This window comes from Mediterraneibacter sp. HA8405 (assembly GCF_056148955.1).
This window is the reverse complement of record NZ_CM148758.1, coordinates 334,305-361,033: the sequence shown is the minus strand read 5'-3', so window position 1 is coordinate 361,033 and position 26,729 is coordinate 334,305. Positions and strand designations below refer to the sequence as shown.

The window sequence follows — 26,729 nt, the reverse complement described above, 5'->3', positions numbered from 1 at the left end:
CAGATATCTGGAAGAAATGGATTACGAGAAGGCAGAGGATGCCTATCTTGAAGCGATATCCATTGATCCGAAACAGAAAGAACCTTATCTGGGACTGGTCGATACATATGTTGCCATGGAAGATTATGACCGGGCAGTGGAGACGGCTGAAGAAGCAAAAGCAGTGCTTCCGGAGGAAGACCAGCAGGAGTTTGACGATATTATCCAAAAATGGAGTAATGTAATTGAATATACATGGGCAGTGGAGCCGGAGATAGAGGCGGAGGATATCACTTATATACAGTCAGGTGATTTGCTCAGTTTTTCTGCGAATGAAAGAGAAAAACAAAAAGATTCAGAGTATGCCGTTATCGTGCAGGACGGACTTTTTGGAATAATCCGCAGTGACGGTACTGTTGTGGTGGAACCGGAGTATACAGATATCAGTGAGTATTATGGCGGTGCGTATCTGATGCGCAGGGCGGTACCACAGTATGAGTCTTCTGTAAATTCCGACTGGGATTTGTATTTTTTTGATGAAAAAACAGAAGAAATTACGATGGCGGAAGGCCTGGGATCCGGTCCGGATCCGATGGGAGCCTATTATTACTGCGGCGGTCTTCATAATATAAATGAAGCGTATACATATCTGGACTATCAGTTTGAAGAACCGGATTTCCCCGTGCCGGTACAGCGGTCGGATGATATATTTGAAAGCTCTGACGGATATTATGGTTACTGGCTGCAGGGAATGTATGCGGTCTACAGCGACGGAGCTCTTACTACGGACTTTATTTATGAAGAATGCGGTTCTGAATCGAATGGTGTTCTGGCAGCGAAAAAGGACGGAAAATGGGGGTATATAGCGGCCGATGGAACAGAAGTTATCCCCTTTGAATATGATTCATCCTGGCAGATCTTCAGCGGAGATGAAGAGATTTCATATTGTTATGCTGCTTCGGAAGGCTATATTCCCCTGGTTAAAGACGGTATGTGGGAGATGCGGGATACTGCCGGCAATGTGGTGATTCCCGCAGGCGTATTTGAAGCCATACGTCCGGTAAACGAAGGAAAGTGCTGGGTTCAGAAGAATGGAAAATGGGGCGTAATACAGCTTGAAACGGGAGACGTCCGGACAGACGAACCGGAAGACGGCGCAGATGGTGAAGCTGATCAAGAACCCCGGACAGAGGCAAAGTCTGAAGAAGAACTGCGGGCAGTTCTAGAGGAGAACATCTCCGATCTGATTGTGAATTTTGAATATGATGATTATGACGGAGACGGGGTCAGCGAGGCTTTCGGAATTACCTCACCGGAAGATTATGATGAGCTGGGGCTCTGCGGAGACGTGGGAGTCTGGTTTATAGACTGTGAAGGAAACTGTACACAGCTTATGTCGGATACATACGGATATCTTCATCAGCAGAAGGTCACGGCAGGACAGCAGAAATTTATTGTGTGGGAAATGTCAGGAGGCGGCTCCGGAAGTCTGTCCTATATTTTCGGAATAAGGGACGGAAGTCCTTACGAACCGCTGATTTCAGGACAGTATATGCAGTTTGAAACCGCGAAATATGATGATGCGGTGTATGTAGGCCAGACGTCTGATTTCAGTATGGGTTACCACAATTACACAATTACCGAATTTGTGTTTGATTCTGACAGCGGGGAATTTATTGAAATGTAAATTTACAGATACATTTACAAATGAGGGGAAAATGAAGCGGTGAAATGAGATGTTTGAACCGAACAGCCGTCTGATATCTTAATATCAGGTTCTGCTTCAGCTCTTTTCGGGGGGGGAATAAAACAGCGAAAACCCGTCAACCTTTCAGCTGACGGGTTTCCGTTGTTTTTATAGTTATTAAAGGAATGAGAGTAAAGTGCGACATCCCGGTTCCCCCGGGATGCCTTTACTTTATGAGGGGGGAGATAGTTGTTTTATCAACTATCTGTGTCTCAGTATAATGAGAAAATGTGTCAAAAATATGATTAAACTCTAAAAGAAATCGAAAGAAAATTATGATTTTATTAAGATCAGTTTTCTTCAGGAATACGAATGGTCTCACCGGCATAGATTTGGTCCGGATTGGAAATATGGTTCAGTTCTGTCAGGACGGACACGTTTGTTTTAAATCTTGCCGCAATTCCGCTTAAAGTATCGCCGGGACGGATAACGTAGGTGACATAGTCGGATTCAGGGCGGGAAGAACCGATGGAAAGATGATTCAGGCCGGCTCTCCTGATCAGAGAAGGATAGTCTGTAAATCCGCGGTCCAGATCCACATCTCCCCGGATACCCGGTATCCGGCCCTGATTTGTGAACTGCCAGATACCGCAGTTTGTGCCGTCGAAGTTTTCGCTGTACCGGGCATACCAGAGTGCGTAGCGTTTCCGCAGGTCATTGCCCAGATAAGTATCTATAAAATTCCGGTTGCTGTAAAACATGGAGAAATATCCTCTATCTTCTATGCGGCCGCAGAAGCTTCGGACAAGACTTCGGGCAAGGGCGCCGGTAAAAGGAATACCCTGTCTGCGTATATAGTCGGCAGAGGCTTCCTCAATATCGTAACAGACCGGGTATTCCAGACGAAATGAGGAAATGGCTTTTACGCAGCTGTCGGCTTCTTCTGCGGCTTCGGAAGGAGAGGTGGCATAGCAGAACCAGTATACGCCGAAAGGGATTCCGACCCGGCTGCATTCAGACGCATTTCGCCGGAATCTCCGGTCTATAGTGCCGGAACCATATCCGGCCCGCAGCATGGCAAAACGGTAACCGGCGTTTTTTACACGTTCCCAGTCGATCTCGCCCTGGAATTCACTTACATCAAGACCTTGTGTGCTCATAGAAAAACTCCTTTTTTGAATAAACAGCATCACATTTGGAAAAAGATAGTGTATAATAATTAACGACGCAGCGTTCGGACTGCTATATTGGAAGAGATTACGCTGAAGATGCTGAATTTTTCTAATATATTATATTGTATGAAAATCAGAGGGGAAAGGTGATTATATGCGAAGATGGAAAATAATTCTGACGGCTGCGGCTCTGGCGCTGGCTGCGGCAGGCTGTTCTCCGGGAAATGAAAAAGAAGAGGAGCCGGTGAAAAAGGTAGAAGATCTTGTGATTGAAGTTGATCAGCCGGAAGCCGCACAGGAGACAGAGCAGGAAGAAGATAAGGAGAAAGAAGAGACGCCGGAGCAGAAGACAAGGACACAGACCGTTGTTCTTGATCCGGGGCATTCGTCGGTAGTGGCAAGCGGGACAGAACCGCTGGGACCCGGGTCTACGGAGAACAAAGCGGCGGATACATCCGGAACGTCAGGGACGGTCAGCGGACTCACCGAATATGAGCTGAATCTTACCGTCAGTCAGAAACTGAGAACGGAGCTTCAGAACCGGGGATATACGGTACTTATGACCAGGGAGTCAAATGATGTTCCGGTAAGCTGCATCGAAAGAGCAGATGTGGCGAATAATTCTGATGCAGACGCATTTGTCCGGATTCACGCGAACGGCTCAGAGGATTCTTCGGCAAAAGGAGCGATGACGATCTGTATTACATCGGATAATCCATTTTATCCGGCACTCTATGAACAGGCAAGGGCGCTGTCAGACTGCATTATCAATAATCTCAGCGAAGTGACAGGATGCGAGAACGATGGAGTGTGGGAGACGGATTCAATGAGCGGCAATAACTGGAGCCAGGTCCCGGCAACGATTGTTGAGATGGGATACATGACAAATCCGGATGAAGACGCGCTTATGGCCACAGATGATTACCAGAATAAAATTGTCAAGGGAATTGCGGATGGAATTGACCAGTATTTCGGCTACAGATAGCGTGGGAGACTGCCGCAGAAACACAATATATCCGGCGGATCCGGGAAATGAATAACGGCGAAAAAGGAGATAATCTGTCTGAAGCAGTTCAGAAAGAACATCTCCTTTTTTTAACTATGAGGAAAAGCCGCTATGTATAAAAAATCATAAAAACTCAGGAGTTTTTTCTATTGTCTGCCTTTTGATTTCCCCATATAATAATTGTTAACGGTATTTTTTTAAAATCAAAATTATAAAAAAGGAGGTATTTCATGTTAGAACAGACCTACTATGACAAGGCTGATGAAATTATTGCAGAACACGGGTCACAACAGGCAGCACTTATTCCTATTATTCAGGATATTCAGGCGGAATATCGGTACCTGCCTCCGGAACTTCTCAGTTATGTTGCTGAGAAACTGGGAATCAACGAGGCGAAAGCTTACAGTGTGGCTACTTTTTATGAGAATTTTTCCTTTGAGCCAAAGGGAAAATACATCATTAAAGTCTGTGACGGCACGGCCTGTCATGTGCGTAAGTCTATTCCGATTCTGGAAAGATTGTACAGTGAACTGGGCCTTTCTGAGGAAAAAGCGACCACGGATGATATGCTGTTTACGCTGGAGACAGTTTCCTGTCTGGGAGCCTGCGGGCTTGCGCCGGTTCTTACGGTAAATGACAAGGTATATCCGGCCATGACCCCGGACGCTGCAGCGGAGTTGATTCGAGAGTTGAGAGGAGCATAAGCGTATGGAGAGAATTGCAGACAGAGAAGCTCTCGGACAGGTACGGGAAGCTTCGAAAGCACAGGTTGCAGACAGCAGATGCAGGATTCTGATCTGTGCCGGGACAGGATGCCTGGCAGGCGGATCGGGCGAAATATATGAGAGAATGTGTGAACTGGTGAAAGATCATCCGGATGTGGAAGTACATTTCGGGCCGGAGATCGCCCATGGAAACGGGGAGATCAGCGTAAAAAAAAGCGGATGCCACGGATTCTGTGAGATGGGGCCTCTTATGCGGATTGAACCTCAGGGGATTCTGTACACGAAAGTACAGCCGGAAGACTGCGACGAGATCTTTCACAGAACTATAGAAAAAGGCGATATTATCCGTCATCTGCTGTTCAAGCAGGACGGAATCGAATACCAGAAGCAGGAAGAGATCCCTTTTTATAAAAAGCAGACCAGAAACGTGCTGAAAAACTGCGGACATATTGACGCAGAGCACATTCAGGAATACATATCAACCGGAGGATACCAGGCACTGGAAAAGGCGCTGTTTGAAATGACTCCGGAGGAAATCATTCAGGAGATTTCCGATTCCCGCTTAAGAGGAAGAGGCGGCGGCGGATTCCCCACCGGTTATAAATGGTCCCAGGTGGCAAGGCAGGCCGAGAAAAAACGATATGTTGTCTGTAACGGAGATGAGGGCGATCCGGGCGCGTTTATGGACCGGAGCATCATGGAGGGGGATCCTCACAAGATGATCGAGGGCATGATGATCGCGGCTTATGCGGTGGGAGCTCAGGAAGGCTATATTTATGTAAGGGCAGAGTATCCGCTGGCCATCAGCCGTCTGAAGCTGGCAATTGCCCAGGCGGAGGAGTGCGGACTTCTGGGAGATCATATTCTGGGAACAGATTTTTCTTTCCGGCTGCACATCAACCGGGGAGCCGGCGCGTTTGTGTGCGGGGAAGGAAGCGCTCTGACCGCGTCCATTGAAGGCAACCGGGGAATGCCCAGAGTCAAACCTCCGCGTACCGTGGAACAGGGTTTGTTCGGTAAGCCTACTGTTTTGAATAATGTGGAAACATTTGCCAATGTTCCCATGATTATCATGGACGGCGCGGAGTGGTTTAAGAGTATCGGACCGGAGAACAGCCCGGGGACAAAGGCATTTGCCCTGACGGGAAGCGTGAAGCATACCGGACTGATCGAAGTGCCTATGGGAACAACCCTGCGTGAAGTTATTTATGATATCGGCGGCGGCATCAAAGGAGACGGGAAATTTAAGGCAGTACAGATCGGAGGTCCGTCAGGAGGATGTCTTGTTACGCCTCATCTGGATGTAAGCCTTGATTTTGACTCTCTGAAAAAAATGGGAGCCATGATCGGTTCCGGCGGTCTGGTTGTTATGGACAATCATACCTGTATGGTTGAGGTTGCCCGGTTCTTTATGAATTTCACACAGAATGAAAGCTGCGGCAAATGTGTGCCCTGCCGGGAAGGCACAAAGCGGATGCTGGAGATTCTGGAACGGATTGTTGCCGGAAACGGAAAGGTGGAAGACCTGGATCTTCTGGAAGAACTGGCCAATACAATTACGGAGACAGCGCTGTGCGGTCTTGGAAAAAGCGCGGCTCTTCCGGTTATGAGTACACTGAAGCTGTTCCGGGATGAATATATGGAACATGTTGTGGACAAGAAATGCGCGTCCCACACCTGTACGGCGCTGCGGCGCTTTATCATAAGTCCGGAGCGGTGCAAGGGATGTTCCAAGTGCGCAAGGAACTGTCCGGTGGGAGCCATCAGCGGTCAGCTCAGGGAACCATATGTAATTGACACGGAAAAATGCATCAAGTGCGGCGCGTGCGAGAGCGCCTGTGCATTCGGCGCAATACATGTAGAAGGGTAGGAGGAGTCGAGCATGAGTTATATGACAATCAATAACCGCAGGGTTGCGTTTACAAACGAGAGAAATGTCCTTTCTGTAATCCGGAAATCAGGAATCGACCTGCCTACATTCTGCTATCACTCGGAACTGTCTACATACGGAGCCTGCCGTATGTGCGTAGTGGAGGACGAACGGGGAAGAATTTTCGCGTCATGTTCTGAGGTGCCCAGAGACGGCATGGTGATCTATACCAATACTCCCCGGCTGCAGCATCACAGAAGAATGATTATCGAGCTGCTGCTGGCTTCCCATTGCAGAGACTGTACGACCTGCGCGAAGAACGGCGTCTGTACGCTGCAGAAACTGTCCCGTCAGCTGGGTATTACCGAGGTCCGTTTTGAAAACAACAAGAAACAGCTTCCGCTGGATACCTCTTCGGAATGTGTTATCCGGGATCCGAACAAATGCATTCTGTGCGGAGACTGTGTGCGTACCTGTGAAGAGATTCAGGGACTGGGAATTCTGGATTTTGCCTTCCGCGGCTCCAGGATGCAGGTAATGCCGGCATTTAACAGGGATCTGGCGCAGACAGACTGTGTGGGCTGCGGACAGTGCCGTGCGGTCTGCCCTACCGGCGCAATCAGTATTAAACAGGATGTGGCTCCGGTGTGGGCGGCTCTGGCGGACAGAAATATCCGTGTAGTAGCCCAGATCGCTCCTGCGGTCCGTGTGGCAGTAGGAGACAAGTTCGGCATTAAGAAGGGCGAAAATACGCTGGGACGTCTGGCGGCTGCCCTTAGAAGAATCGGATTTGACGAAGTGTACGATACAAATTTCGGCGCCGACCTGACGGTAATGGAAGAGTCAAAAGAACTGGTAGAACGGCTGAAATCCGGAGAAAATCTGCCGCTGTTTACCTCCTGCTGTCCGGCCTGGGTGAAATTCTGCGAGAACCGGTATCCTCAGTTCCGGAAGAATATATCAAGCTGCAAATCGCCCCAGGAGATGTTCGGCGCTCTGATAAAAGAGGAAGCGCGGATGAATGCTGCGAAAGCGGCGGAAAACGGGGAAGAGAATGTGAAAAAGACCGTAGTGGTTTCCATCATGCCCTGTACGGCAAAGAAAGCCGAGATCCGCAGACCGGAACATTTTACCGAGGGTGAGCAGGACGTGGATTATGTTCTTACTACCACAGAGATTACCCGCATGATTCAGGAGGCAGGCATCGACCTGTCCCAGGTAAAGCCGGAGTCGCTGGATATGCCCTTCGGACTGGCGTCCGGAGCCGGAGCGATTTTCGGAGTAACCGGAGGCGTGACGGAAGCGGTGCTCCGCCGGCTTGTGGGCAGCAACCGGGAGGAAGATCTGGAAGCCATCAGTTTTACGGGAATCCGCGGCGTAGACGGAATCAAGGAGGCTCAGATTGAGCTTGGAGACCGGATCGTAAAGATTGCGGTTGTAAACGGACTGCACTGTGCAAAAATCATTCTGGACAGAATGGAGGCGGGAGAGGCACACTATGATTTCGTGGAGGTTATGGCCTGCAAGAGAGGCTGCATTGCCGGAGGCGGACAGCCTGTTCCCATCGGACCGAGGACGAAAAAAGCCAGACTGGAAGGGATCTATAAGATCGACAATATGGCCCAGATCCGGCTGTCCAATGAAAATCCCATTGTGGCCAGCGTATATGACGGCATCCTGAAAGGAAAGGAACACAAGCTTCTTCATAATGAATAAACAAAAAGACGGAACTGCCGCGGTGTGGAAGACGCCGCGGCATGAAAAGAGGGAGCCTATGAGATTTTCGCATGAGCTGATTGTTCCGGAGGAGGGACTGCCGTTCAAGCTTTTTCTGTTTGAAGGCTGGAACGGAAATTATTTTCGGGAGAAGCACTGGCACCGGTCTGTTGAGATATTTGCCGTATGCCGGGGAGAACTGGGATTTTTTGTTGACGACAGAATGTGGCGGCTGAAAGCAGATGAATTTATTATTGTAAATTCCAATGAAGTTCATTCGATTGACGCGCCCCGGCCCAATGAGACAATTGTACTTCAGATTCCCCTTAATATGTTTGAGGGATATTTCACGGAAGAGCAGTTTATCTGGTTTACCCATGAGCCCGGAAAAAAAGATGAACGATTTATGGAACTGATAAAAGAGCTGTTCCGGGTTTACACAGAGAAACAAATCGGCTATAATCTGAAAGTGAAAAGTATTTTCTATAATATCATGTATTTCCTTGTAAAAGAGTACAGGCTGACACAGATCGATCAGGATTCGGTAAGGAAGAACAGAAATCTGAACCGGCTGTCGTCCATTACTTCTTACATGAAGGATAATTATGCAGGAGAGCTGACGCTTGAGACTGTGGCCCGGGTGTTCGGGTATTCGCCGACCTATCTCTCCAGAATGTTCCAGAAGTATGCCGGGATTACATTCAAAAGTTATCTTCAGAGCATCCGGCTGGGATATGCGCTGAAAGATCTGGAGAGCGGGAAATACAGTATTACAGAGACTGCTCTTCGGAACGGATTTTCGGGAAGCAAAGGCCTGGCCCGGGCATTCCGCAAAAAATACGGAATGCTGCCGGGCGAATATCGTGAAAAGACAGGAAATGGGCATTAAATGGCTAATTTTTTGGTCGAAAAGATGCCCTTAAGTTGATAAAATGACCTCACAAACCTGCAGGTGCAGGAACGCGGACCTAAGTTGCCGGACAGGCAGCTCAGGAATAAAAACACCGTATACATAAGGAGGTCAGAAAATTGGAAATTAAACAGTTGACAGATGCGTCCTTTGGCAAGTACGGAAGAGTACTGACAGTGTTTCCTTTTGAGAAAATCTTAAAGGAGATGGAGCATACGCCGCTTCCGGAGGATGTTATCTATGTGGCCTCAGTGGAAGAGCTGGAAGCTCTGCCCGAGGCTGAGGCAGTAAGCCAGAAAGGTTTTGGCGGACTGCCAATCCAGATCGGTTACTGCAACGGAGATAACTACAGTCTGAATGCGGTGGAATACCACAGAAGTTCGGAGATCGACATCGCAGTCACGGATCTGATTCTTCTGCTTGGATGCCAGCAGGATATCCAGGAAGGGGACGTGTATGACACGTCGAAGATCGAAGCATTTTTCGTGCCTGCCGCGACAGCGGTGGAACTCTATGCGACGACCCTTCACTATGCGCCGTGCACGGCCCGGAAAGGCGGATTCCGCTGCGCGATTATCCTGCCGAAGGGAACCAATGACGCGCTTTCCTTTGAGACATCCAAAGAGGGAGAAAACCGTCTGCTTGCAGCGGTAAACAAGTGGCTGATTGCCCATGAGGAAGCAGGAATCGAAGGCGCTTTCTGCGGACTGCAGGGCGAGAATCCTCACGTATAGGCTGCCGGCAGAAGGAAAAGGCGGTTTTGCCGCCTTAAAAACAAAATAGGCAGAGCGGTTCAGAAAGAAAGCCGCAGGCAGGAAAGAAAGAGAGGATAAGAATTATGAACAATATGCCTGAATTAAAAATCGGAGTTGTTGCAGTGAGCAGAGACTGCTTCCCGGAGAGCCTGTCCGTAAACAGGAGAAAAGCGCTGATTGACGCGTACACAAAGAAATACGGCGAGGGAACAGTTTATGAATGTCCGATCTGTATTGTAGAAAGCGAGATCCATATGGTACAGGCTCTCGAGGACGTTAAGAAAGCTGGATGCAATGCACTGGTTGTATATCTTGGAAACTTCGGACCGGAGATTTCCGAGACTCTGCTTGCAAAGCACTTTGAAGGACCGAAGATGTTTATCGCAGCAGCTGAAGAGTCACAGAATGATCTTCTTGACGGACGTGGAGACGCATACTGCGGTATGCTCAACGCAAGCTACAACTTAAAACTCAGAGGCGTGAAGGCGTATATTCCGGAGTATCCGGTAGGAACAGCTGAGGAATGCGCAGATATGATCCATGAGTTCGAGCCCATCGCACGTGCGGTATATGCTCTGAACAACCTGAAGATCATCAGCTTCGGACCCCGCCCGCTGAACTTCCTCGCATGTAATGCACCGATTCAGCAGCTTTACAACATCGGCGTTGAAATTGAAGAGAACTCAGAGCTTGATCTTTTTGAGGCATTCAATAACCATGCTGGCGACGAGAGAATTCCGGAAGTTGTAAAAGAAATGGAAGCAGAGCTGGGAGAAGGCAACAAGAAACCGGAAGTTCTTACAAAACTTGCTCAGTATGAGCTGACTCTGAAAGACTGGGTAGAGGATCACAGAGGATACCGCAAATTCGTGGCAATCGCAGGAAAATGCTGGCCGGCATTCCAGACACAGTTCGGATTCGTTCCCTGCTATGTTAACAGCCGTCTGACAGCTCAGGGCATTCCGGTATCCTGCGAGGTTGATATTTACGGATGCTTAAGCGAGTTCATCGGAACAGTTGTAAGCCAGGATGCAGTAACGCTTCTTGACATCAACAACTCTGTACCGGCTGATATGTACAAAGAGAGCATTGAAGGCAAGTTCCCGTATACACATAAAGATACATTCATGGCATTCCACTGCGGAAATACAGCTTCCAGCAAGCTGACATCCTGTGAGATGAAATACCAGAAGATCATGGCAAGAACACTTCCGGAGGAAGTTACTCAGGGAACACTGGAAGGCGATATCAAACCTGGCGACATCACATTCTACCGTCTGCAGAGCACATCTGACAATGTACTGCGCGCATATGTTGCACAGGGCGAGATCCTTCCGGTTGCTACAAAATCTTTCGGTTCTATCGGTGTATTTGCGATTCCGGAGATGGGAAGATTCTACCGTCACGTGCTGATTGAGAAGAACTATCCGCACCACGGAGCAGTTGCTTTCGGTCACTACGGAAAAGCTCTGTTCGAAGTATTCAAATACATCGGAGTTTCGGTAGATGAGATCGGATACAATCAGCCGGCAGGCGTAAGATACCCGACAGAGAATCCGTGGGGATAATTCTGAAGGGAATTCTGCAGAGAGAATCTGCAGGAGACATTTAAAACAGAAAAATAAAAGATAAGAGGCCGGCCGCGTCAGCTTGAGAAGCGACGCGGCCGTTTCTGAGAAAACCGCGGGAGCGGTGAAAAAGCAGGAGGTAAGGCATGCTGTTTATAGGAGTTGATCTTGGCACATCGGCGGTAAAACTGCTGCTGATGGATGAAAATGGGAAAATATGTAAAATCGTATCCAGGGAGTACCCGTTGTATTTCCCGCATCCCGGATGGTCTGAGCAGAACCCGGAAGACTGGTTTGTTCAGAGCATGGAGGGAATCAGAGAACTGACCGCAGACTGTGATAAAAGCCAGGTGCAGGGGATCAGCTTCGGCGGGCAGATGCATGGCCTTGTTGCGCTGGATAATCAGGATCAGGTGATCCGTCCGGCTATTCTCTGGAATGACGGGCGTACCGGGAAGCAGACGGATTATCTCAATCAGGTGATCGGAAAAGATAAACTGTCCGAATATACGGCGAACATTGCGTTTGCAGGCTTTACTGCTCCGAAAATTCTCTGGATGAAGGAAAATGAGCCGGAAATTTTCGCGAAAATATGCAAAATCATGCTGCCGAAAGATTATCTCGCATATAAACTGTCAGGCTCTTTTTGCACAGAATATTCCGATGCGTCAGGTATGCTGCTTCTTGATGTGGAGCACAAATGCTGGTCGGAAGAAATGCTGGGAATCTGCGGTATTACAAAAGAACAGCTTCCGAAACTTTATGAGAGCTGGGAAGTTGTGGGTACACTGAAAAAGGAGATCGCGGAAGAGCTCGGGCTCCCGGAAAGCGTAAAAGTAATCGCCGGGGCGGGGGATAATGCGGCTGCCGCTGTGGGAACGGCTACCGTAGGAGACGGAGGCTGCAATATTTCCCTTGGTACATCAGGCACCCTGTTTATCTCCAGTAAAAAGTTCGGCGTGGATGAGAACAATGCGCTGCATTCCTTTGCCCATGCGGACGGAAACTATCACCTTATGGGATGCATGTTAAGCGCGGCATCCTGTAATAAATGGTGGATGGATGAGATTCTCAAAACAAAGGCTTACCAGGAGGAACAGGCGGGAATTACGAAACTCGGTGAGAACCGGGTATTCTATCTGCCCTATCTTATGGGAGAGCGTTCTCCGCATAATGATCCGGACGCGAGAGCAGCGTTTATCGGCATGAGCATGGACACAACCAGAGAAGATATGACTCAGGCGGTGCTGGAAGGCGTGGCATTCGGTCTGCGGGATTCCCTCGAAGTGGCCCGCAGCATCGGCGTCAGTCCGGAGCGTACCAAAATCTGCGGAGGCGGAGCAAAGAGTCCGCTTTGGAGAAAGATCATTGCAAATGTTATGAATATGAAAGTTGACATCATTGAAAGCGAAGAAGGACCGGGTTACGGCGCGGCTATTTTGGCGGCAGTCGGCTGCGGCGTATTCTCTTCTGTTGAAGAGGCGGCAAAAAAGCTGGTGAAAATCGTGGCGACAGAAGAGCCGGATCCGGAACTTACAGCAAAGTATGAAGAAAGATATCAGAAGTTCAGAAAGCTGTATCCGGCGCTGAAAGGGATGTTTTAAAAAAGTATAAATATATAGGATGACAGCGCTGCACGTATCAGGTGAAGCGCTGTTTTTCTGTCAAAACCGGATATTCAGACAACTTTGTCGAAAGGGGGCTGCCTCCTTTTGACAGAATCGTCTGAATATTCATAAAATCCTAAGATTTTCCCTGTTTCCCTCTTAAAATTTTCCCCATATCATGTATACTGTAAGGGAGGTGATGAGAATGTATAATATTTTAGTATGTGATGATGATAAAGAAATTGTTGAAGCGATTGAGATATATCTGTCCCAGGAAGGGTATCGTATTTTAAAAGCGTATGACGGTATGGAAGCCATAAAGATTCTGGAGTCTGAGGAAGTAAATCTGCTGGTTCTGGATGTAATGATGCCCCGGCTGGACGGGATCAGAACCACCCTTAAGATTCGCGAGAAGAACAGCATTCCCATAATTATTTTGTCTGCCAAGTCTGAGGATGCGGATAAGATTCTGGGGCTGAATGTAGGGGCGGATGATTATGTGACGAAGCCGTTCAGTCCGCTGGAGCTGGTAGCAAGAGTGAAATCTCAGCTCAGGCGCTATACTCAGCTTGGCGGAACCGCGCAGAAGGACGAGGACAAAGTATATGAGGTGGGCGGCCTGCGGATGAATGATGATCTGAAGAAGGTTACTGTTGACGGGGAACCGGTGAAGCTTACGCCGATCGAATATAATATTCTTCGTCTGCTTATGAAAAACCAGGGCAGGGTATTTTCAATTAACCAGATCTATGAATCAATATGGAATGAAGAGGCAATCGGCGCGGACAATACTGTTGCGGTACATATCCGCCACATCCGTGAGAAGATTGAGATTAACCCGAAAGATCCCAGATATCTGAAAGTAGTCTGGGGAGTAGGATATAAAATTGAGAAGCTGTAACCTCCGGCAGGGAGAACCGCTTCAGAGGGAAAGAGGACTTTTATGAAACGATGGTACAGAAAAACAGTGGTGAAAGTGATCGCTGTGATTGTGGGAATTGTAAGCGGCGCGGTATTTTCCGCGTCACTTCTGGCGTCAATTTCTCTTGCGGGAACGGTAAATCCGACAGATATCCGAAGGATTCTGACTCAGGCGTATGAAGATTCCGAAGACTTTAATATGACGGTGGAAAACAGTGTGTATGAGATTATGAACCGGATTCGTCTGGAGCAGATGTTTGAGACAGACGGGGCTTACAATCCGGATAAGCTTGTGGACATTATGGATTATTCCAGAAATCTGGTAATAACCGGGGCCAATCATTCCGGTGTGGCCTATACGCTGGATGAGCTGAAAGACTGGGGTGAAGACTTTTATGCGGGCGAGGGGCAGCTCTATGACGATAACAGTGTAATTGTCTGTGAACAGCCGGATGGAAATTATTATTACTACTATCTTGAAGACTTCCTGGCATTGTTTGACAGGGGAGAGCTCAGGATAGAGTTTGATAATAATGAAGAATATCAGATAACACAGGATGAGTATCTTCAGGAACTGGAGGACGGTACGCTTACAACTTCCGGTTTTTACCGGATGCGCATCACAGATCCGGAGGGGAATATCCTTTACACGGACTGCTGGAATTTCGGAGAATCTCTGCGCGAAAAATATGCTCCGGCCGGTGCGGACAATCTGCTTCAGGTGGTGAATGAGACGCCTCAGCTTAACGGAAAACTGTCGATTATATATGAAAATATTGCGTCCACGCTGAGCAGCCTGTATGATGAGCTGCTGGTATATGAAAATGGGTGGGAGTACCTGGAAGAAGGCAATACAAATCTTACTTATATTTATGCAAATGAAGCAACCAGAAAAGTTGTCACAAATAAAGAGGAGTACAGTAATTATGATGAATTGAAAAATAATATCCGGGAGATGAAATCCGGAGAATCTGTGCGGTATATGATCATCCATCCGAAGCTGAAGGATTTTGAAACAAACATGAATATCTCGGAATCCGGAGAATGGGATAAGGTACGGGCCTATGAGGGAGACCGGAAAATGGACAGTGTGGTGGCTGTTGCGGTAGATACCAGTTATCCTATAAATGATCAGTTCTATGAGGCGCGTATGTCTTACGGGGAAAATGTCCCGTTTCTGAAGGCCGCGCTTCGCTGCATGTTTATTTTCGGAATCCTGTTTCTTGTATCGGTTGTGTGGACTGCTATGGCAGCAGGAAGAAAACCGGAAGATAATGAAGTACACCTTACATCATTTGACAGATGCAAAACAGAGATCGCGGCGGTTCTGATTATCGGAATATGGCTGGGAGTGACTCTGCTGCTGCTGGGATTTACAACGACATTGTTCGGGATAGAAAACTGGAGCGTGACAGACAGCTGGGATACAGCCGAGCTCTCATATTATGGCGCCAGGTTTCTTGAGCAAACGGATATGAACGTTTATTCTACTCTGACCGGCACAACACTGCGGTTTTTGGATGTACTGGCGGCATTTTTCTACGGATTGTTTTCATTCGGATGTTTTTTTGCGGGATATGCCAGCTTTATAAAACGTCTTAAGGGGAAAACGCTCTGGAAAAACAGTCTGCTGCGCGCGGTACTGGTCTTTGGAAATGAAGCGTTTGAGGCAAAAGCGCTGCCCGCCAGAGCAGCGGTATTGCTTGCGGCATTTCTGCTGTGCCAGTGGGCGGCTATTGTCTGGCGTGGTCTGCCTCTGACTATTCTGGCAGCCGCGGCGGACGGGGCGGCAGTCTGGCTTGTGCTGAACCGTGCGGCTGTGAAGAAACGGATAAAGGAAGGAATCGAAGAAATCGCATCGGGCAATATGAGCTACCAGATCGACACAGACGGGATCCGCGGTGAAGATAAGGCACTGGCGGAAAAAGTGAATGACATCGGAAGCGGTCTGAACCGGGCTGTGGATGACGCAATGCGCAATGAACGCCTGAAAACAGATCTGATTACAAATGTGTCTCACGACATTAAAACACCGCTTACCTCTATTATCAATTATGTGGATATTTTAAAGCGGGAAAATATTCAGGATGAAAGAATCCGGGGATATCTGGATATTCTGGAATCCAAAGCCCAGCGTCTGAAGATACTGACGGAAGATGTGGTTGAAGCCTCCAAGGTCAGCAGCGGGAATATCAGTCTGGAATTTATGGACGTGAATTTTACCGAGATGATCCAGCAGACGGAAGGGGAATTTACAGAGAAATTTGCCGCAAGAAATCTGATGGTTGTAATGAATCTTCCGGAAGAACCTGCAATCATCCGCGTAGACGGACGCCGTATGTGGCGAGTACTGGAAAATATCTTTAACAATGCAGTGAAATATGCCATGTCGGGAACCCGGGTATATGCGGATCTTCGGATCGGAGATGATAAGGTTGAATTTTCTCTGAAAAATGTATCGGAACAGCAGCTCAATATTTCGGCGGATGAGCTGACGGAGCGGTTTATCAGAGGGGATCTTTCAAGAAGTACAGAGGGAAGCGGCCTGGGGCTGTCTATCGCCAAGAGCCTGACAGTGATGCAGGGCGGAACATTCGACCTCTATCTGGACGGCGACCTGTTCCGGGTAAATATATGTTTCCCGCGGGCAAAATAAAGAGCGCGATTGCAAAACTGCCTCTCAGATGATACCATAAGGACAGAACAGACAGAATCTGTTTTCTGTTTATGGAAAAGTTATTTTACAAATGAGAGGTGATAAAAATGAACAAGGGGGAAGAACAGCGCAGACGAAGTGCAGACGGTACGGGAACGCCCCGAAGAAGGATGAGCCGCGCGGAAAGGCGTCGGCTTGAGATGCAGAGGCGGCGGAGAAAAAGGCGCCTGCTGATTGCCGCGATGATTGGAGCGGTGATATGTATTGGTCTGATAATTGCGGGAATTGTAGTCCTGGTAAGACACTTTTCAGGAGGCGGCGAAGAAAGAGCCGATAAAACGCAGCAGCAGGCGCAGGATCTTACAATTTCCGGAGAAACAGAAGAAGAACAGAAGACAGAGGCGGAACAGCAGCCTCCGGTATCCATTACCATAAGCGCGGCGGGAGACTGCACTTTGGGGACGGATTCAAGTTTTAACCAGAGTACCAGTCTGAATGCCTATTATAACAGCAATGGGGCGGCTTATTTTCTGCAGAATGTAAAATCCATTTTTGAGGCAGATGATTTGACGATCGTAAACATGGAAGGGACACTGACGGACTCAGATTCCCGGCAGGACAAAACCTTTGCATTTAAAGGACCCGGTGACTTTACGCAGATTCTTACATCCGGAAGTGTAGAGACGGCCAATCTGGCAAACAATCACAGCCATGACTATGGGGATCAGAGCTATACGGACACGATCAATTATATGGAGGAGGCAGGTATAACTACTTTCGGATATGACCGCACCGCAGTAGTTGATGTAAACGGCGTGAAAGTGGGGCTGGTCGGAACCTACGAACTGGCCGACGGCATGGGCTGCGAGGCCGGGATGATTGAGAATATTAAGAAGGTGGAGTCCGAGGGAGCACAGGTTGTAATTGTCAGTTTCCACTGGGGAATGGAGAAAGAAAACTATCCGAACGACAACCAGAAGAGCCTGGCTCATTCCGCCATCGACAATGGGGCGGATCTGGTTCTGGGTCATCATCCCCATGTACTTCAGGGAATTGAGAAATACAAAGGGAAAAATATTGTTTACAGTCTGGGAAATTTCTGCTTTGGGGGAAATAGTAATCCGTCGGACAAAGATACAATGATTTTTCAGCAGACATTTACCATAGAAAACGGTCAGTTGGTGGAAGATGACGTAACAAATATCATTCCCTGTTCCGTATCGTCCGTTTCCGGCTATAACAACTATCAGCCTACGCCTCTGGAAGGCAGTGAGAAGGATCGGGTTATGCAGAAGATTGAGGAGTTCAGCAGCGGTCTGTAAAGGGAAAGAGCGGCATAGCGCATCTTGACGGTTGTCAGCAGAAAGAACAACGAAGTCAGATAATATTATAAACAGAAATTTCTTGAATTTACAGATATTGTGTGTTACCATAAGCTATGTATGGAAAGCAGGTATAGGGAAAGTTCTCCATGCAAATATTTTACGCGGCGTCAAGCTGCATTATTGATTGAGTTAGGAGCTCAAATTTTATAAGTTGGTTACTTTATAACCGGTGTGCATAGGGCATACGAAACTTGTGAAACGGTCAATAAGAGTAGTAAAAGTAAAAATATTTGCTATATAGACTCTAAGTCCAATATCTGTTTTATCTGAAAAGAATAAACTGCTGTCAGGTTTTGCTGAGAGGATAATAACGTGATATGAACACAGGCATGACGTATGTGCATGCCTGTGTTTTTTCGCATTTTACACGTGTCAGATAAAAGACCGGAATATGGGGAAGGAATTTGGTATGGGAAAATTATCACAGACAAGAGCGCCCATTTATGAAGCGCTGGAAAGATTCAGGAGGGACCGGGTCGTACCTTTTGATGTGCCCGGACATAAACACGGAAGAGGCAATCCGGAGCTGGTACAGCTTCTCGGAGAGCGGTGCGTCAGCATTGACGTCAACTCCATGAAGCCGCTGGATAATCTGTGTCATCCGGTGTCTGTAATCAAGGAGGCGGAGGAACTGGCTGCAGACGCGTTCGGGGCCAGCCATGCATTTCTTATGGTGGGAGGCACTACGTCAGCGGTTCAGACTATGATTCTGGCCTGCTGCAAGAAAGGAGACAAAATTATACTGCCCCGGAATGTGCACCGCAGCGCTATTAACGCAATGGTACTCTGCGGGGCAAAACCGGTGTACGTCAATCCGGATGTGGATCAGCGGCTTGGAATTTCTCTGGGAATGAAACGGGAGGATGTGATTCAGGCCATTGAGGATAATCCGGACGCAGTAGCTGTGTTTGTCAATAATCCCACGTATTACGGGATCTGTTCCGACCTGAAGGCGATTGTGAAGGCGGCTCATGCGAAAGGGATGAAAGTGCTGGCCGATGAGGCCCACGGCACTCATTTTTATTTCGGAAAGGATCTGCCGGTATCAGCAATGGAAGCAGGGGCGGATATTGCGTCGGTCAGCATGCATAAGTCCGGGGGAAGCCTGACCCAGAGTTCATTTCTTCTTACAGGAGAGGGAATGCAGCCGGGGTATGTCCGCCAGATCATCAATCTGACCCAGACGACCAGCGGATCCTATCTGCTGCTTTCAAGCCTGGATATATCCAGAAGGAATCTTGCGCTTCGGGGAGAGGAGTCTTTCCAGAGGGTGACGGCTCTGGCAGAGTACGCCAGAGGAGAGATTAACCAGATCGGCGATTACTATGCCTTCGGCCGGGAGATGATAAACGGAGACAGCATCTATGACTTCGATCCCACGAAACTGTCGATCCATACGCTGGATATCGGTCTTGCGGGGATTGAGGTTTACGATATTCTCAGGGACGAATATGACATTCAGATCGAATTCGGGGATCTTGGCAATATTCTGGCCTATCTGTCTATCGGCGACAGGATCCGGGAAGTGGAACGGCTTGTAACTGCCCTTGCGGACTTAAAGCGCCGTTACAAGAAAGATAAGACGGGAATGCTTTCCCAGGAATATATTTCGCCGAAGGTTGTCATGACGCCTCAGGATTCTTTCTACGCGGAGAAGGAATCTCTGCCGCTGGAACAGACGAGAGGACGCGTCTGCTCGGAATTTGTTATGTGCTATCCTCCGGGAATTCCGGTGCTGGCGCCCGGGGAGGAGATTACGGACGAGATCATACAGTATATTGTGTACGCAAAAGAAAAAGGATGTTCCATGACAGGACCGGAAGATGAGAAGATCGAGCGGCTCAATGTGCTGCGGGACAGATAGATTCCCGGCAGAGCTTATATAGAAGTATATATAGAAAACGGAAGCGCGCGGAAGGCGCGAAGCGGATTCTGCGGGCCTGATTGATAAAGGAGTGTGACAAAAGAGATGGAAATGTGGTTTTCAGATATTCATACAGACGGTGTGAAGCTGTCGATCCGCATTGAGGAGCAGCTGTTCAGTTCCCAGAGTGAAGTCCAGCGGATTGACGTGCTGGAGTCAAAAGATTTCGGGAAGATCCTGGTAGTGGACGGGGATCTGATGCTTACGGAGCGGGATGAATTTATTTATCACGAAATGATTACGCATGTTCCTATGGCGGTGCATCCCGATGTGAAAGAGGTTCTCGTCGTAGGCGGAGGAGACGGCGGCGTGGTCAGGGAGCTGATCAAATACGATACGATAGAAAAAATCGATGTGGTTGAACCGGATCCCCTTCTGGTTGAAGTGTGCAGAAAATACATTCCGGAGATTGCCGCCAGTCTGACCGATGAGAGGGTTCAGATCTTTCATGAGGACGGCGTAAAGTTTATCCGGTCCAAAGGGGACGCCTATGATCTGATTATTATAGATTCGCCGAATCCTTTCGGAGCGGGCGAAGGCCTTTTTACAAAGGAATTTTACGGAAACTGCTACAATGCCCTTCACGAAGACGGAATTATGATCAATCAGAATGAGAGTCCGTTTTATACAGAAGAGGCTTTCCAGTGCCAGAGGATGCACAAGAGAATCGTGGAGACGTTTCCGATCTGCCGGGTTTACCAGGCGCACATTCCTTCTTATCCGTCGGGACACTGGCTGTTCGGATTCGCCTCAAAGAAATATCATCCGCTGGATGATCTGGACAAAGTGGGATGGAAACTCCGGGGCATCCGTACAAAATACTATGAGCCCCGGCTCCATGCGGGAGTGTTCGCGCTTCCGGTCTATGTGGAAGAACTGCTTGAGGACGTAGAAGAGTAGAAGAACAGGAGAAGAAAAGATGCAGAAAAATGTAACCAATTTTATGGGATGTGACGCGGAATATGATGAGGCGGAGATCGTCCTCTTCGGCGCGCCTTTTGATTCCACCACATCCTTCCGGCCGGGAACCCGGTTCGCAGGTCAGAGCATGCGCAATGACTCTTACGGACTGGAGCTGTACAGCCCGTACCAGGACCTGGAACTGCCGGAAAACCTGGTCTGTGACTGCGGAGATCTGGAACTGGCCATCGGCAGTTCAGAGAAATCTCTGGAGGAGATAGAAGCCTGCGCGGCGCAGATTCTGAAGGACGGAAAACTGCCCTTCCTGATCGGAGGGGAGCATCTGGTCACTCTGGGAAGCATCCGGGCGGCCGCGGAGAAATATCCGGATCTGCATATGATCCATTTTGACGCCCATACGGATCTGCGCAGGGATTATCTGGGAGTAGAGCTCTCCCATGCCTGTGTAATCCGAAGATGCTGGGAAATACTGGGCGACGGGCGGATTCATCAGTTCGGTATCCGGTCCGGCGAGAAAGAGGAATTTGACTGGGCGAAAAGCGGACACACGGATTTCCATCCGTTTACCCTGGACGGTCTGGAACAGGTGCTGGATGAACTGAAAGGCAAACCGGTGTATTTTACCCTGGATCTGGATGTTATGGATCCTTCGGTATTCCCGGGAACGGGAACTCCGGAACCGGGAGGCGTGGATTTCCTGACGGCGATGAAGGGGGCTTCGGCTGTGTGCGGCCGGGCGGATATTATCGGCTGTGACGTAACCGAGCTGTGTCCGCCCTGTGATCCCACCGGAGCGTCCACGGCGGCGGCGTGCAAGATTGTAAGGGAAATGCTTATCGCGCTGGCCGGACAGAGAAAAAATATATAAAACAGAGAATAACAGAGAAAAGAGAAATAAATAAGGTACAGAAAGAAGTACATCCTGCGGGACGCGGGAGGAAGGAGACGAAAAAATGGGAAAAGTAATGGTAGTGGGCTGCGGAGGTGTGGCCGGTGTGGCAATTCATAAAATCTGTCAGAACAGTGATGTGTTTTCCGAGTTGTGTATTGCAAGCAGAACTGTGTCAAAATGTGACGCGCTGAAGGAGAAGCTTCAGGGAAAGACGAAAACAAAGATTACAACCGCGCAGGTGGACGCGGATGATACGGCAGTGCTGACTGTCCTGATCCGGAAAGAAAAGCCGGACGTGGTGCTGAATCTGGCGCTGCCCTATCAGGATCTGCTGATTATGGAAGCGTGTCTGGCAGCAGGCGTGCACTATATTGACACAGCCAACTATGAGCCGGAGGACACGGCGAAGTTTGAATACAAGTGGCAGTGGGAGTACCGGGAGCGCTTTGAGAAGGCCGGACTTACGGCGCTTCTGGGAAGCGGATTTGATCCGGGCGTGACAAATGTATTTACCGCTTACGCGCTGAAACATTATTTTGATGAAATAAACTATATCGACATCCTGGACTGCAATGCAGGAGACAACGGCTATCCCTTTGCTACAAATTTCAATCCGGAGATCAACATCCGCGAGGTATCTGCAAAGGGATCCTACTGGGAGAACGGACGCTGGGTTGAAACAGAGCCCATGGAGATCAAGCGTGTCTATAATTTCCCGGAGATCGGAAAGAAAGATATGTATCTTCTTCACCATGAGGAGATCGAGTCGCTTGCGCTGAATGTTCCGGGAATCCGGAGAATCCGTTTCTTCATGACATTCGGAGAGAGCTATCTGAACCATCTCCGCTGTCTGGAAGATGTGGGAATGACGTCCATTGAGCCTGTTATGTACGAGGGAAGACCCATCGTTCCGCTGCAGTTTTTAAAGACGCTCCTTCCGGATCCGGCTACGCTGGGACCGAGGACAAAAGGAAAGACAAATATCGGCTGTATCTTTATCGGAAAGAAAGACGGAAAAGAGAAGAAACTGTACATCTACAATACCTGTGACCATCAGGAGTGCTACCGGGAGGTAGAGTCCCAGGCGGTGGCTTATACAACAGGAGTTCCGGCAATGATCGGCGCCATGCTGGTGATGAACGGAACCTGGAGAAAGCCGGGCGTCTACAACATGGAAGAGTTTGATCCGGATCCGTTTATGGACGCGCTGAATAAGTGGGGGCTGCCCTGGAAGATCAGCGAGAATCCGGAACTGGTGGACTAAAGAGGGAAGAACGTGCGAAGAGAAGAACTGAGAACCCCCTGTTATGTAATACAGGAAGAGAAATTAAAAGAGAATCTACAGATATTAAAAGATCTCCGAGAGCGGACCGGATGCAGAATCCTGCTGGCCCAGAAGGCATTTTCCATGTACAGCGTCTATCCGCTGATCGGTGAGTATCTGGACGGAACCACTGCCAGCGGGCTGTACGAAGCGCGGCTGGGCTATGAGGAGATGGGCCGGGAAAATCACATCTTCTCTCCCGCTTACCGGGAAGAGGAGATGGAGGAAATCCTGAAATACTGCGGCCATGTGGTCTTTAATTCCCCGGCCCAGCTGAAGAAGTACAGGGAGCGGGCAAAACAGGCGGGAAGAAGCATCGGACTCCGGGTAAATCCGGAGCGCTCCACCCAGGAAGGCCATGCCATCTACGACCCCTGCGCGCCCTTTTCCCGACTCGGAACCACGGCGGAACAGTTCCGGCGGGAACTGACAGATGAGGAGATCCGGAGCCTGGACGGAATTCATTTTCACACCCTGTGCGAGCAGAACGCGGATGCACTGGCAGAGACACTGGAAGCAGTGGAAGAGAAGTTCGGTGATTATCTTTATCATATGAAGTGGGTAAACTTCGGCGGCGGCCATCATATAACACGGAAGGATTATGACAGAGCTCTTCTGGAGAAATGCATCCGCCATGTGAAGGAAACCTATGATGTGGAAGTATATCTGGAACCGGGGGAAGCCGTGGCGCTGGACGCCGGCATCCTGCTGACGCAGGTACTGGAGATTGTGGAAAACGGCATGAAGATCGCCATTCTGGATACCTCTGCGGCCTGCCATATGCCGGATGTTCTGGAGATGCCCTACCGTCCGCCGCTGAAAGACGCGGGAGAGCCGGAGAAAGGGGAGGCGGAAGGAGCGCCGGCCAGGGGAACGGCAGACAGGCCTTATGTATACCGGCTGGCCGGACCCACCTGTCTTGCCGGGGATGTGATCGGAGACTATACATTCAGACAACAGCTTCAGTCGGGAGACAGGCTGGAGTTCCAGGATATGGCCATTTACACAATGGTGAAAAATAATACTTTTAACGGAATGAAACTTCCGGATATTATACTGGAGCGGGAAAACGGAGACTGCCAGGCGATCCGGAAGTTCGGATATGAAGATTTCAGATGCAGGCTTTAAACCGAGTTTGCCCTGCATATCCGTAAAAGAGGAAAGGCGGCCGGAAATCCGGCAGACGCGGAAATCCGGCGGTTGACATTTCTCCGCGCCTGTGCTAACCTTTTTATCAGACCAGAACAGATCAGGATAGTTGGAAAAGCGACGACGAAGAGAGTAACCTGCCGGATATTCTACAGAGAAATCCCGGGGATATGAAGGCCATATCCCATGCTGCGAGGGATGGATGGAACGCAGGCGAAAATGGCTTCCGAGCAGCGCACCGAACTGCGAAGCGGACAGATGTGCAGGCGCGCATCTTGTGATAAACGTTCCGGACAAAAGGAACGGATGCTTGCAGTAAGGCTGCGATGGGTCCGCCCATTACAGCGGAGAAGTGCTGACAGGCACTTGCTGAGGTCTCTGCCGTGAGGTAGAGACGAAGAGAAGTGGTAACACGGTAATCACCCGTCTTCTTAATTACAGGAAGACGGGTTTTTATTTAGCAGAAAACTTTGTTTAGCAGAGATCCATGTCAGGATATGAAAATGGTCAGAAGGAACAAAAGCAGAAGAAAAGGACAGAGTAAATCAGAAACGGAGACGCGGTGAAAACGAAGCGGACGGCGTCCCGGAAGGAGGAAGAAATGAAAGAGAAGTATTATATTACAACGGCCATTGCCTATACTTCAGGCAAGCCCCACATCGGCAATACGTATGAGATTGTGCTGGCGGACGCAATTGCAAGATACAAGAGAAGCCAGGGATATGATGTGTTCTTTCAGACCGGCACAGACGAGCACGGCCAGAAGATCGAGCTGAAAGCGGAGGAGGCCGGAGTTACACCGAAGGAGTTTGTGGATAATGTATCTGCGGAGATTAAGAGAATCTGGGATCTGATGGATACATCCTACGATAAATTCATCCGCACCACAGACGAGGATCATGAGCGCCAGGTGCAGAAGATTTTCAAAAAACTGTATGACCAGGGCGACATTTATAAAGGATACTATGAAGGCCTGTACTGTACGCCATGTGAGTCATTCTTTACCGAGTCCCAGCTTGTGGACGGAAAATGTCCGGACTGCGGACGGGAAGTACAGCCGGCAAAAGAGGAGGCGTACTTCTTTAAAATGAGCAAATACGCAGACCGTCTGATTGAGTATATCAACGAGCACCCGGAGTTTATCCAGCCGGTTTCCAGGAAAAACGAGATGATGAACAATTTCCTTCTCCCGGGCCTGCAGGATCTGTGCGTGTCCAGAACTTCATTCAAATGGGGAATTCCCGTTGATTTTGACCCGAAACATGTCACATATGTGTGGCTTGACGCCCTTACCAACTATATTACCGGAATCGGTTATGACGCGGACGGAAACAGTACAGAGCAGTTTGAAAAGCTGTGGCCGGCAGACCTGCATCTGATCGGAAAGGATATTATCCGTTTCCATACGATTTACTGGCCGATTTTCCTGATGGCGCTCGGCCTGCCGCTTCCAAAGCAGGTGTTCGGCCATCCGTGGCTGCTCCAGGGTGATGGAAAAATGAGCAAATCAAAGGGAAATGTGCTCTACGCAGATGAGCTGGTAGATTTTTTCGGCGTTGACGCGGTGCGCTATTTCGTACTTCATGAGATGCCTTTTGAAAATGACGGAGTGATTACCTGGGAGCTGATGGTGGAGCGCCTGAATTCCGATCTGGCAAATACGCTGGGCAATCTGGTAAACCGTACGGTTTCCATGACAAATAAATATTTCGGCGGCACAGTGACAGACAAGAATGTGACAGAGGATGTAGACGCGGATCTGAAGGCTGTAGCGGAAAACACACCGAAGGCAGTAGAGGAGAAGATGGACCGCCTGAGAGTGGCGGATGCCATAACCGAGATCTTCAACCTGTTCAAACGCTGCAACAAATATATTGACGAGACAATGCCGTGGGTACTGGCAAAAGATGAGACGAAAAAGGATCGGCTTGAAACAGTGCTGTGGAATCTGATCCAGTCCATCTCCGTAGGCGCGGAGCTCCTGGCCTCCTTTATGCCTTCAACCAGCAAAAAGATTCTGGAGCAGCTGGGCGGCGGCCATGTAACAGATAAACCGGAGATTCTGTTCCAGAGACTGGATGTTGAAGAAGTTATGAAAAAAGTGGAAGAACTTCATCCGCATACAGAGGAAGTTTCCGGAGAAAACAAAGAGGAAGAACCGGTGATCGACATTGAGGCGAAACCGGAAATTACATTTGACCAGTTCGGCGCAATGCAGTTCCAGGTCGGAGAAATCATTGCCTGCGAGGAAGTGAAAAAGTCCAAAAAGCTTCTCTGCTCTCAGGTAAAGATCGGAAGCCAGGTAAAACAGATTGTATCCGGCATCAAGGCGCACTACACGCCGGAAGAGATGGTCGGCAAGAAAGTCATGGTGCTGGTGAACCTGAAACCGGCGAAACTGGCAGGAGTTCTTTCAGAGGGAATGCTTCTCTGCGCGGAAGACGACAAAGGCAATCTGGCTCTTGTTGTTCCGGAAAAAGATATGCCGGCAGGCGCCGAGATCTGCTGATGCAGGAGATTCCGGAACCAGATCAGTACAGATCAGTGAACGGTCAGTATGGA

At 49.0% G+C, this 26,729-nt stretch carries 19 protein-coding genes; 18 read left to right on the top strand and 1 reads right to left on the bottom strand.

Annotated features, from left to right (window positions below):
* Nucleotides 1-16 precede the first annotated feature (16 nt).
* Complete coding sequence (locus tag AC0QUU_RS01680) at nt 17-1,666, top strand: WG repeat-containing protein (RefSeq protein ID WP_474544280.1); 1,650 nt, start codon at nt 17-19, stop codon at nt 1,664-1,666.
* 350 nt (nt 1,667-2,016) lie between these two features.
* Here AC0QUU_RS01680 and AC0QUU_RS01675 read toward each other — a convergent pair whose 3' ends face one another.
* A complete protein-coding gene (locus tag AC0QUU_RS01675) occupies nt 2,017-2,826 on the bottom strand; it encodes a GH25 family lysozyme (RefSeq protein ID WP_474544278.1) in 810 nt (269 codons plus the stop codon).
* Nucleotides 2,827-2,992: 166 nt separating this feature from the next.
* Between AC0QUU_RS01675 and AC0QUU_RS01670 the strand changes: the two genes are divergently transcribed.
* The 17 genes from AC0QUU_RS01670 to metG all read left to right on the top strand — a co-directional run bounded on the left by AC0QUU_RS01670 (nt 2,993) and on the right by metG (nt 26,676).
* Entirely contained in the window at nt 2,993-3,823 is an 831-nt protein-coding gene (locus AC0QUU_RS01670) for an N-acetylmuramoyl-L-alanine amidase family protein (protein ID WP_474544276.1), read from the top strand.
* A gap of 251 nt (nt 3,824-4,074) precedes the next feature.
* Nucleotides 4,075-4,548, top strand: a complete 474-nt coding sequence (locus AC0QUU_RS01665; RefSeq protein WP_474544274.1) for a complex I 24 kDa subunit family protein — start codon at nt 4,075-4,077, stop codon at nt 4,546-4,548.
* Nucleotides 4,549-4,552: 4 nt separating this feature from the next.
* Nucleotides 4,553-6,439 (top strand): NADH-quinone oxidoreductase subunit NuoF, encoded by a 1,887-nt coding sequence (gene nuoF / locus AC0QUU_RS01660; RefSeq protein ID WP_474544272.1) that lies wholly within the window; start codon nt 4,553-4,555, stop codon nt 6,437-6,439.
* A 12-nt stretch (nt 6,440-6,451) separates the two neighbouring features.
* A complete protein-coding gene (locus tag AC0QUU_RS01655; protein ID WP_474544270.1) occupies nt 6,452-8,155 on the top strand; it encodes a [FeFe] hydrogenase, group A in 1,704 nt (567 codons plus the stop codon).
* A gap of 58 nt (nt 8,156-8,213) precedes the next feature.
* On the top strand, nt 8,214-9,044 hold the full coding sequence (locus tag AC0QUU_RS01650) for an AraC family transcriptional regulator (RefSeq protein ID WP_474545503.1): 831 nt from the start codon (nt 8,214-8,216) through the stop codon (nt 9,042-9,044).
* A gap of 140 nt (nt 9,045-9,184) precedes the next feature.
* Nucleotides 9,185-9,799: a DUF4867 family protein gene (locus AC0QUU_RS01645; protein WP_474544268.1), complete on the top strand. Its 615-nt coding sequence runs from the start codon at nt 9,185-9,187 to the stop codon at nt 9,797-9,799.
* A 104-nt stretch (nt 9,800-9,903) separates the two neighbouring features.
* Entirely contained in the window at nt 9,904-11,388 is a 1,485-nt protein-coding gene (locus AC0QUU_RS01640) for an L-fucose/L-arabinose isomerase family protein (RefSeq protein ID WP_474544266.1), read from the top strand.
* Nucleotides 11,389-11,534: 146 nt separating this feature from the next.
* Nucleotides 11,535-12,992, top strand: a complete 1,458-nt coding sequence (gene xylB / locus AC0QUU_RS01635; RefSeq protein ID WP_474544263.1) for a xylulokinase — start codon at nt 11,535-11,537, stop codon at nt 12,990-12,992.
* 208 nt (nt 12,993-13,200) lie between these two features.
* A complete protein-coding gene (locus AC0QUU_RS01630) occupies nt 13,201-13,896 on the top strand; it encodes a response regulator transcription factor (protein WP_474544261.1) in 696 nt (231 codons plus the stop codon).
* Nucleotides 13,897-13,938: 42 nt separating this feature from the next.
* The gene (locus AC0QUU_RS01625; RefSeq protein WP_474544259.1) at nt 13,939-16,572 is read left to right on the top strand and encodes a sensor histidine kinase; all 2,634 of its coding nucleotides are present in this window, start codon (nt 13,939-13,941) and stop codon (nt 16,570-16,572) included.
* A gap of 107 nt (nt 16,573-16,679) precedes the next feature.
* Nucleotides 16,680-17,894, top strand: a complete 1,215-nt coding sequence (locus AC0QUU_RS01620; protein ID WP_474544257.1) for a CapA family protein — start codon at nt 16,680-16,682, stop codon at nt 17,892-17,894.
* Between the two features lie 472 nt (nt 17,895-18,366).
* The gene (locus tag AC0QUU_RS01615; protein ID WP_474544255.1) at nt 18,367-19,821 is read left to right on the top strand and encodes an aminotransferase class I/II-fold pyridoxal phosphate-dependent enzyme; all 1,455 of its coding nucleotides are present in this window, start codon (nt 18,367-18,369) and stop codon (nt 19,819-19,821) included.
* A 105-nt stretch (nt 19,822-19,926) separates the two neighbouring features.
* Complete coding sequence (speE, locus tag AC0QUU_RS01610) at nt 19,927-20,781, top strand: polyamine aminopropyltransferase (RefSeq protein WP_474545502.1); 855 nt, start codon at nt 19,927-19,929, stop codon at nt 20,779-20,781.
* Between the two features lie 19 nt (nt 20,782-20,800).
* The gene (speB, locus tag AC0QUU_RS01605) at nt 20,801-21,670 is read left to right on the top strand and encodes an agmatinase (protein ID WP_474544253.1); all 870 of its coding nucleotides are present in this window, start codon (nt 20,801-20,803) and stop codon (nt 21,668-21,670) included.
* Between the two features lie 85 nt (nt 21,671-21,755).
* Nucleotides 21,756-22,958, top strand: a complete 1,203-nt coding sequence (locus AC0QUU_RS01600; protein WP_474544251.1) for a saccharopine dehydrogenase family protein — start codon at nt 21,756-21,758, stop codon at nt 22,956-22,958.
* Between the two features lie 12 nt (nt 22,959-22,970).
* Nucleotides 22,971-24,146: a carboxynorspermidine decarboxylase gene (nspC, locus tag AC0QUU_RS01595; RefSeq protein ID WP_474544249.1), complete on the top strand. Its 1,176-nt coding sequence runs from the start codon at nt 22,971-22,973 to the stop codon at nt 24,144-24,146.
* A gap of 583 nt (nt 24,147-24,729) precedes the next feature.
* Complete coding sequence (gene metG, locus AC0QUU_RS01590; protein WP_474544247.1) at nt 24,730-26,676, top strand: methionine--tRNA ligase; 1,947 nt, start codon at nt 24,730-24,732, stop codon at nt 26,674-26,676.
* The last annotated feature ends 53 nt before the right edge of the window (nt 26,677-26,729 follow it).

Coding starts and splice junctions, on each gene's coding strand:
- AC0QUU_RS01625 (WP_474544259.1), top strand. CDS start 13,939: ATGAAACGATGGTACAGAAAAACAGTGGTGAAAGTGATCGCTGTGATT.
- speE (WP_474545502.1), top strand. CDS start 19,927: ATGGAAATGTGGTTTTCAGATATTCATACAGACGGTGTGAAGCTGTCG.
- nuoF (WP_474544272.1), top strand. CDS start 4,553: ATGGAGAGAATTGCAGACAGAGAAGCTCTCGGACAGGTACGGGAAGCT.
- AC0QUU_RS01670 (WP_474544276.1), top strand. CDS start 2,993: ATGCGAAGATGGAAAATAATTCTGACGGCTGCGGCTCTGGCGCTGGCT.
- AC0QUU_RS01630 (WP_474544261.1), top strand. CDS start 13,201: ATGTATAATATTTTAGTATGTGATGATGATAAAGAAATTGTTGAAGCG.
- AC0QUU_RS01615 (WP_474544255.1), top strand. CDS start 18,367: ATGGGAAAATTATCACAGACAAGAGCGCCCATTTATGAAGCGCTGGAA.
- AC0QUU_RS01665 (WP_474544274.1), top strand. CDS start 4,075: ATGTTAGAACAGACCTACTATGACAAGGCTGATGAAATTATTGCAGAA.
- AC0QUU_RS01650 (WP_474545503.1), top strand. CDS start 8,214: ATGAGATTTTCGCATGAGCTGATTGTTCCGGAGGAGGGACTGCCGTTC.
- AC0QUU_RS01600 (WP_474544251.1), top strand. CDS start 21,756: ATGGGAAAAGTAATGGTAGTGGGCTGCGGAGGTGTGGCCGGTGTGGCA.
- AC0QUU_RS01640 (WP_474544266.1), top strand. CDS start 9,904: ATGAACAATATGCCTGAATTAAAAATCGGAGTTGTTGCAGTGAGCAGA.
- AC0QUU_RS01680 (WP_474544280.1), top strand. CDS start 17: ATGGATTACGAGAAGGCAGAGGATGCCTATCTTGAAGCGATATCCATT.
- AC0QUU_RS01620 (WP_474544257.1), top strand. CDS start 16,680: ATGAACAAGGGGGAAGAACAGCGCAGACGAAGTGCAGACGGTACGGGA.
- AC0QUU_RS01675 (WP_474544278.1), bottom strand. CDS start 2,826: ATGAGCACACAAGGTCTTGATGTAAGTGAATTCCAGGGCGAGATCGAC.
- speB (WP_474544253.1), top strand. CDS start 20,801: ATGCAGAAAAATGTAACCAATTTTATGGGATGTGACGCGGAATATGAT.
- AC0QUU_RS01655 (WP_474544270.1), top strand. CDS start 6,452: ATGAGTTATATGACAATCAATAACCGCAGGGTTGCGTTTACAAACGAG.
- xylB (WP_474544263.1), top strand. CDS start 11,535: ATGCTGTTTATAGGAGTTGATCTTGGCACATCGGCGGTAAAACTGCTG.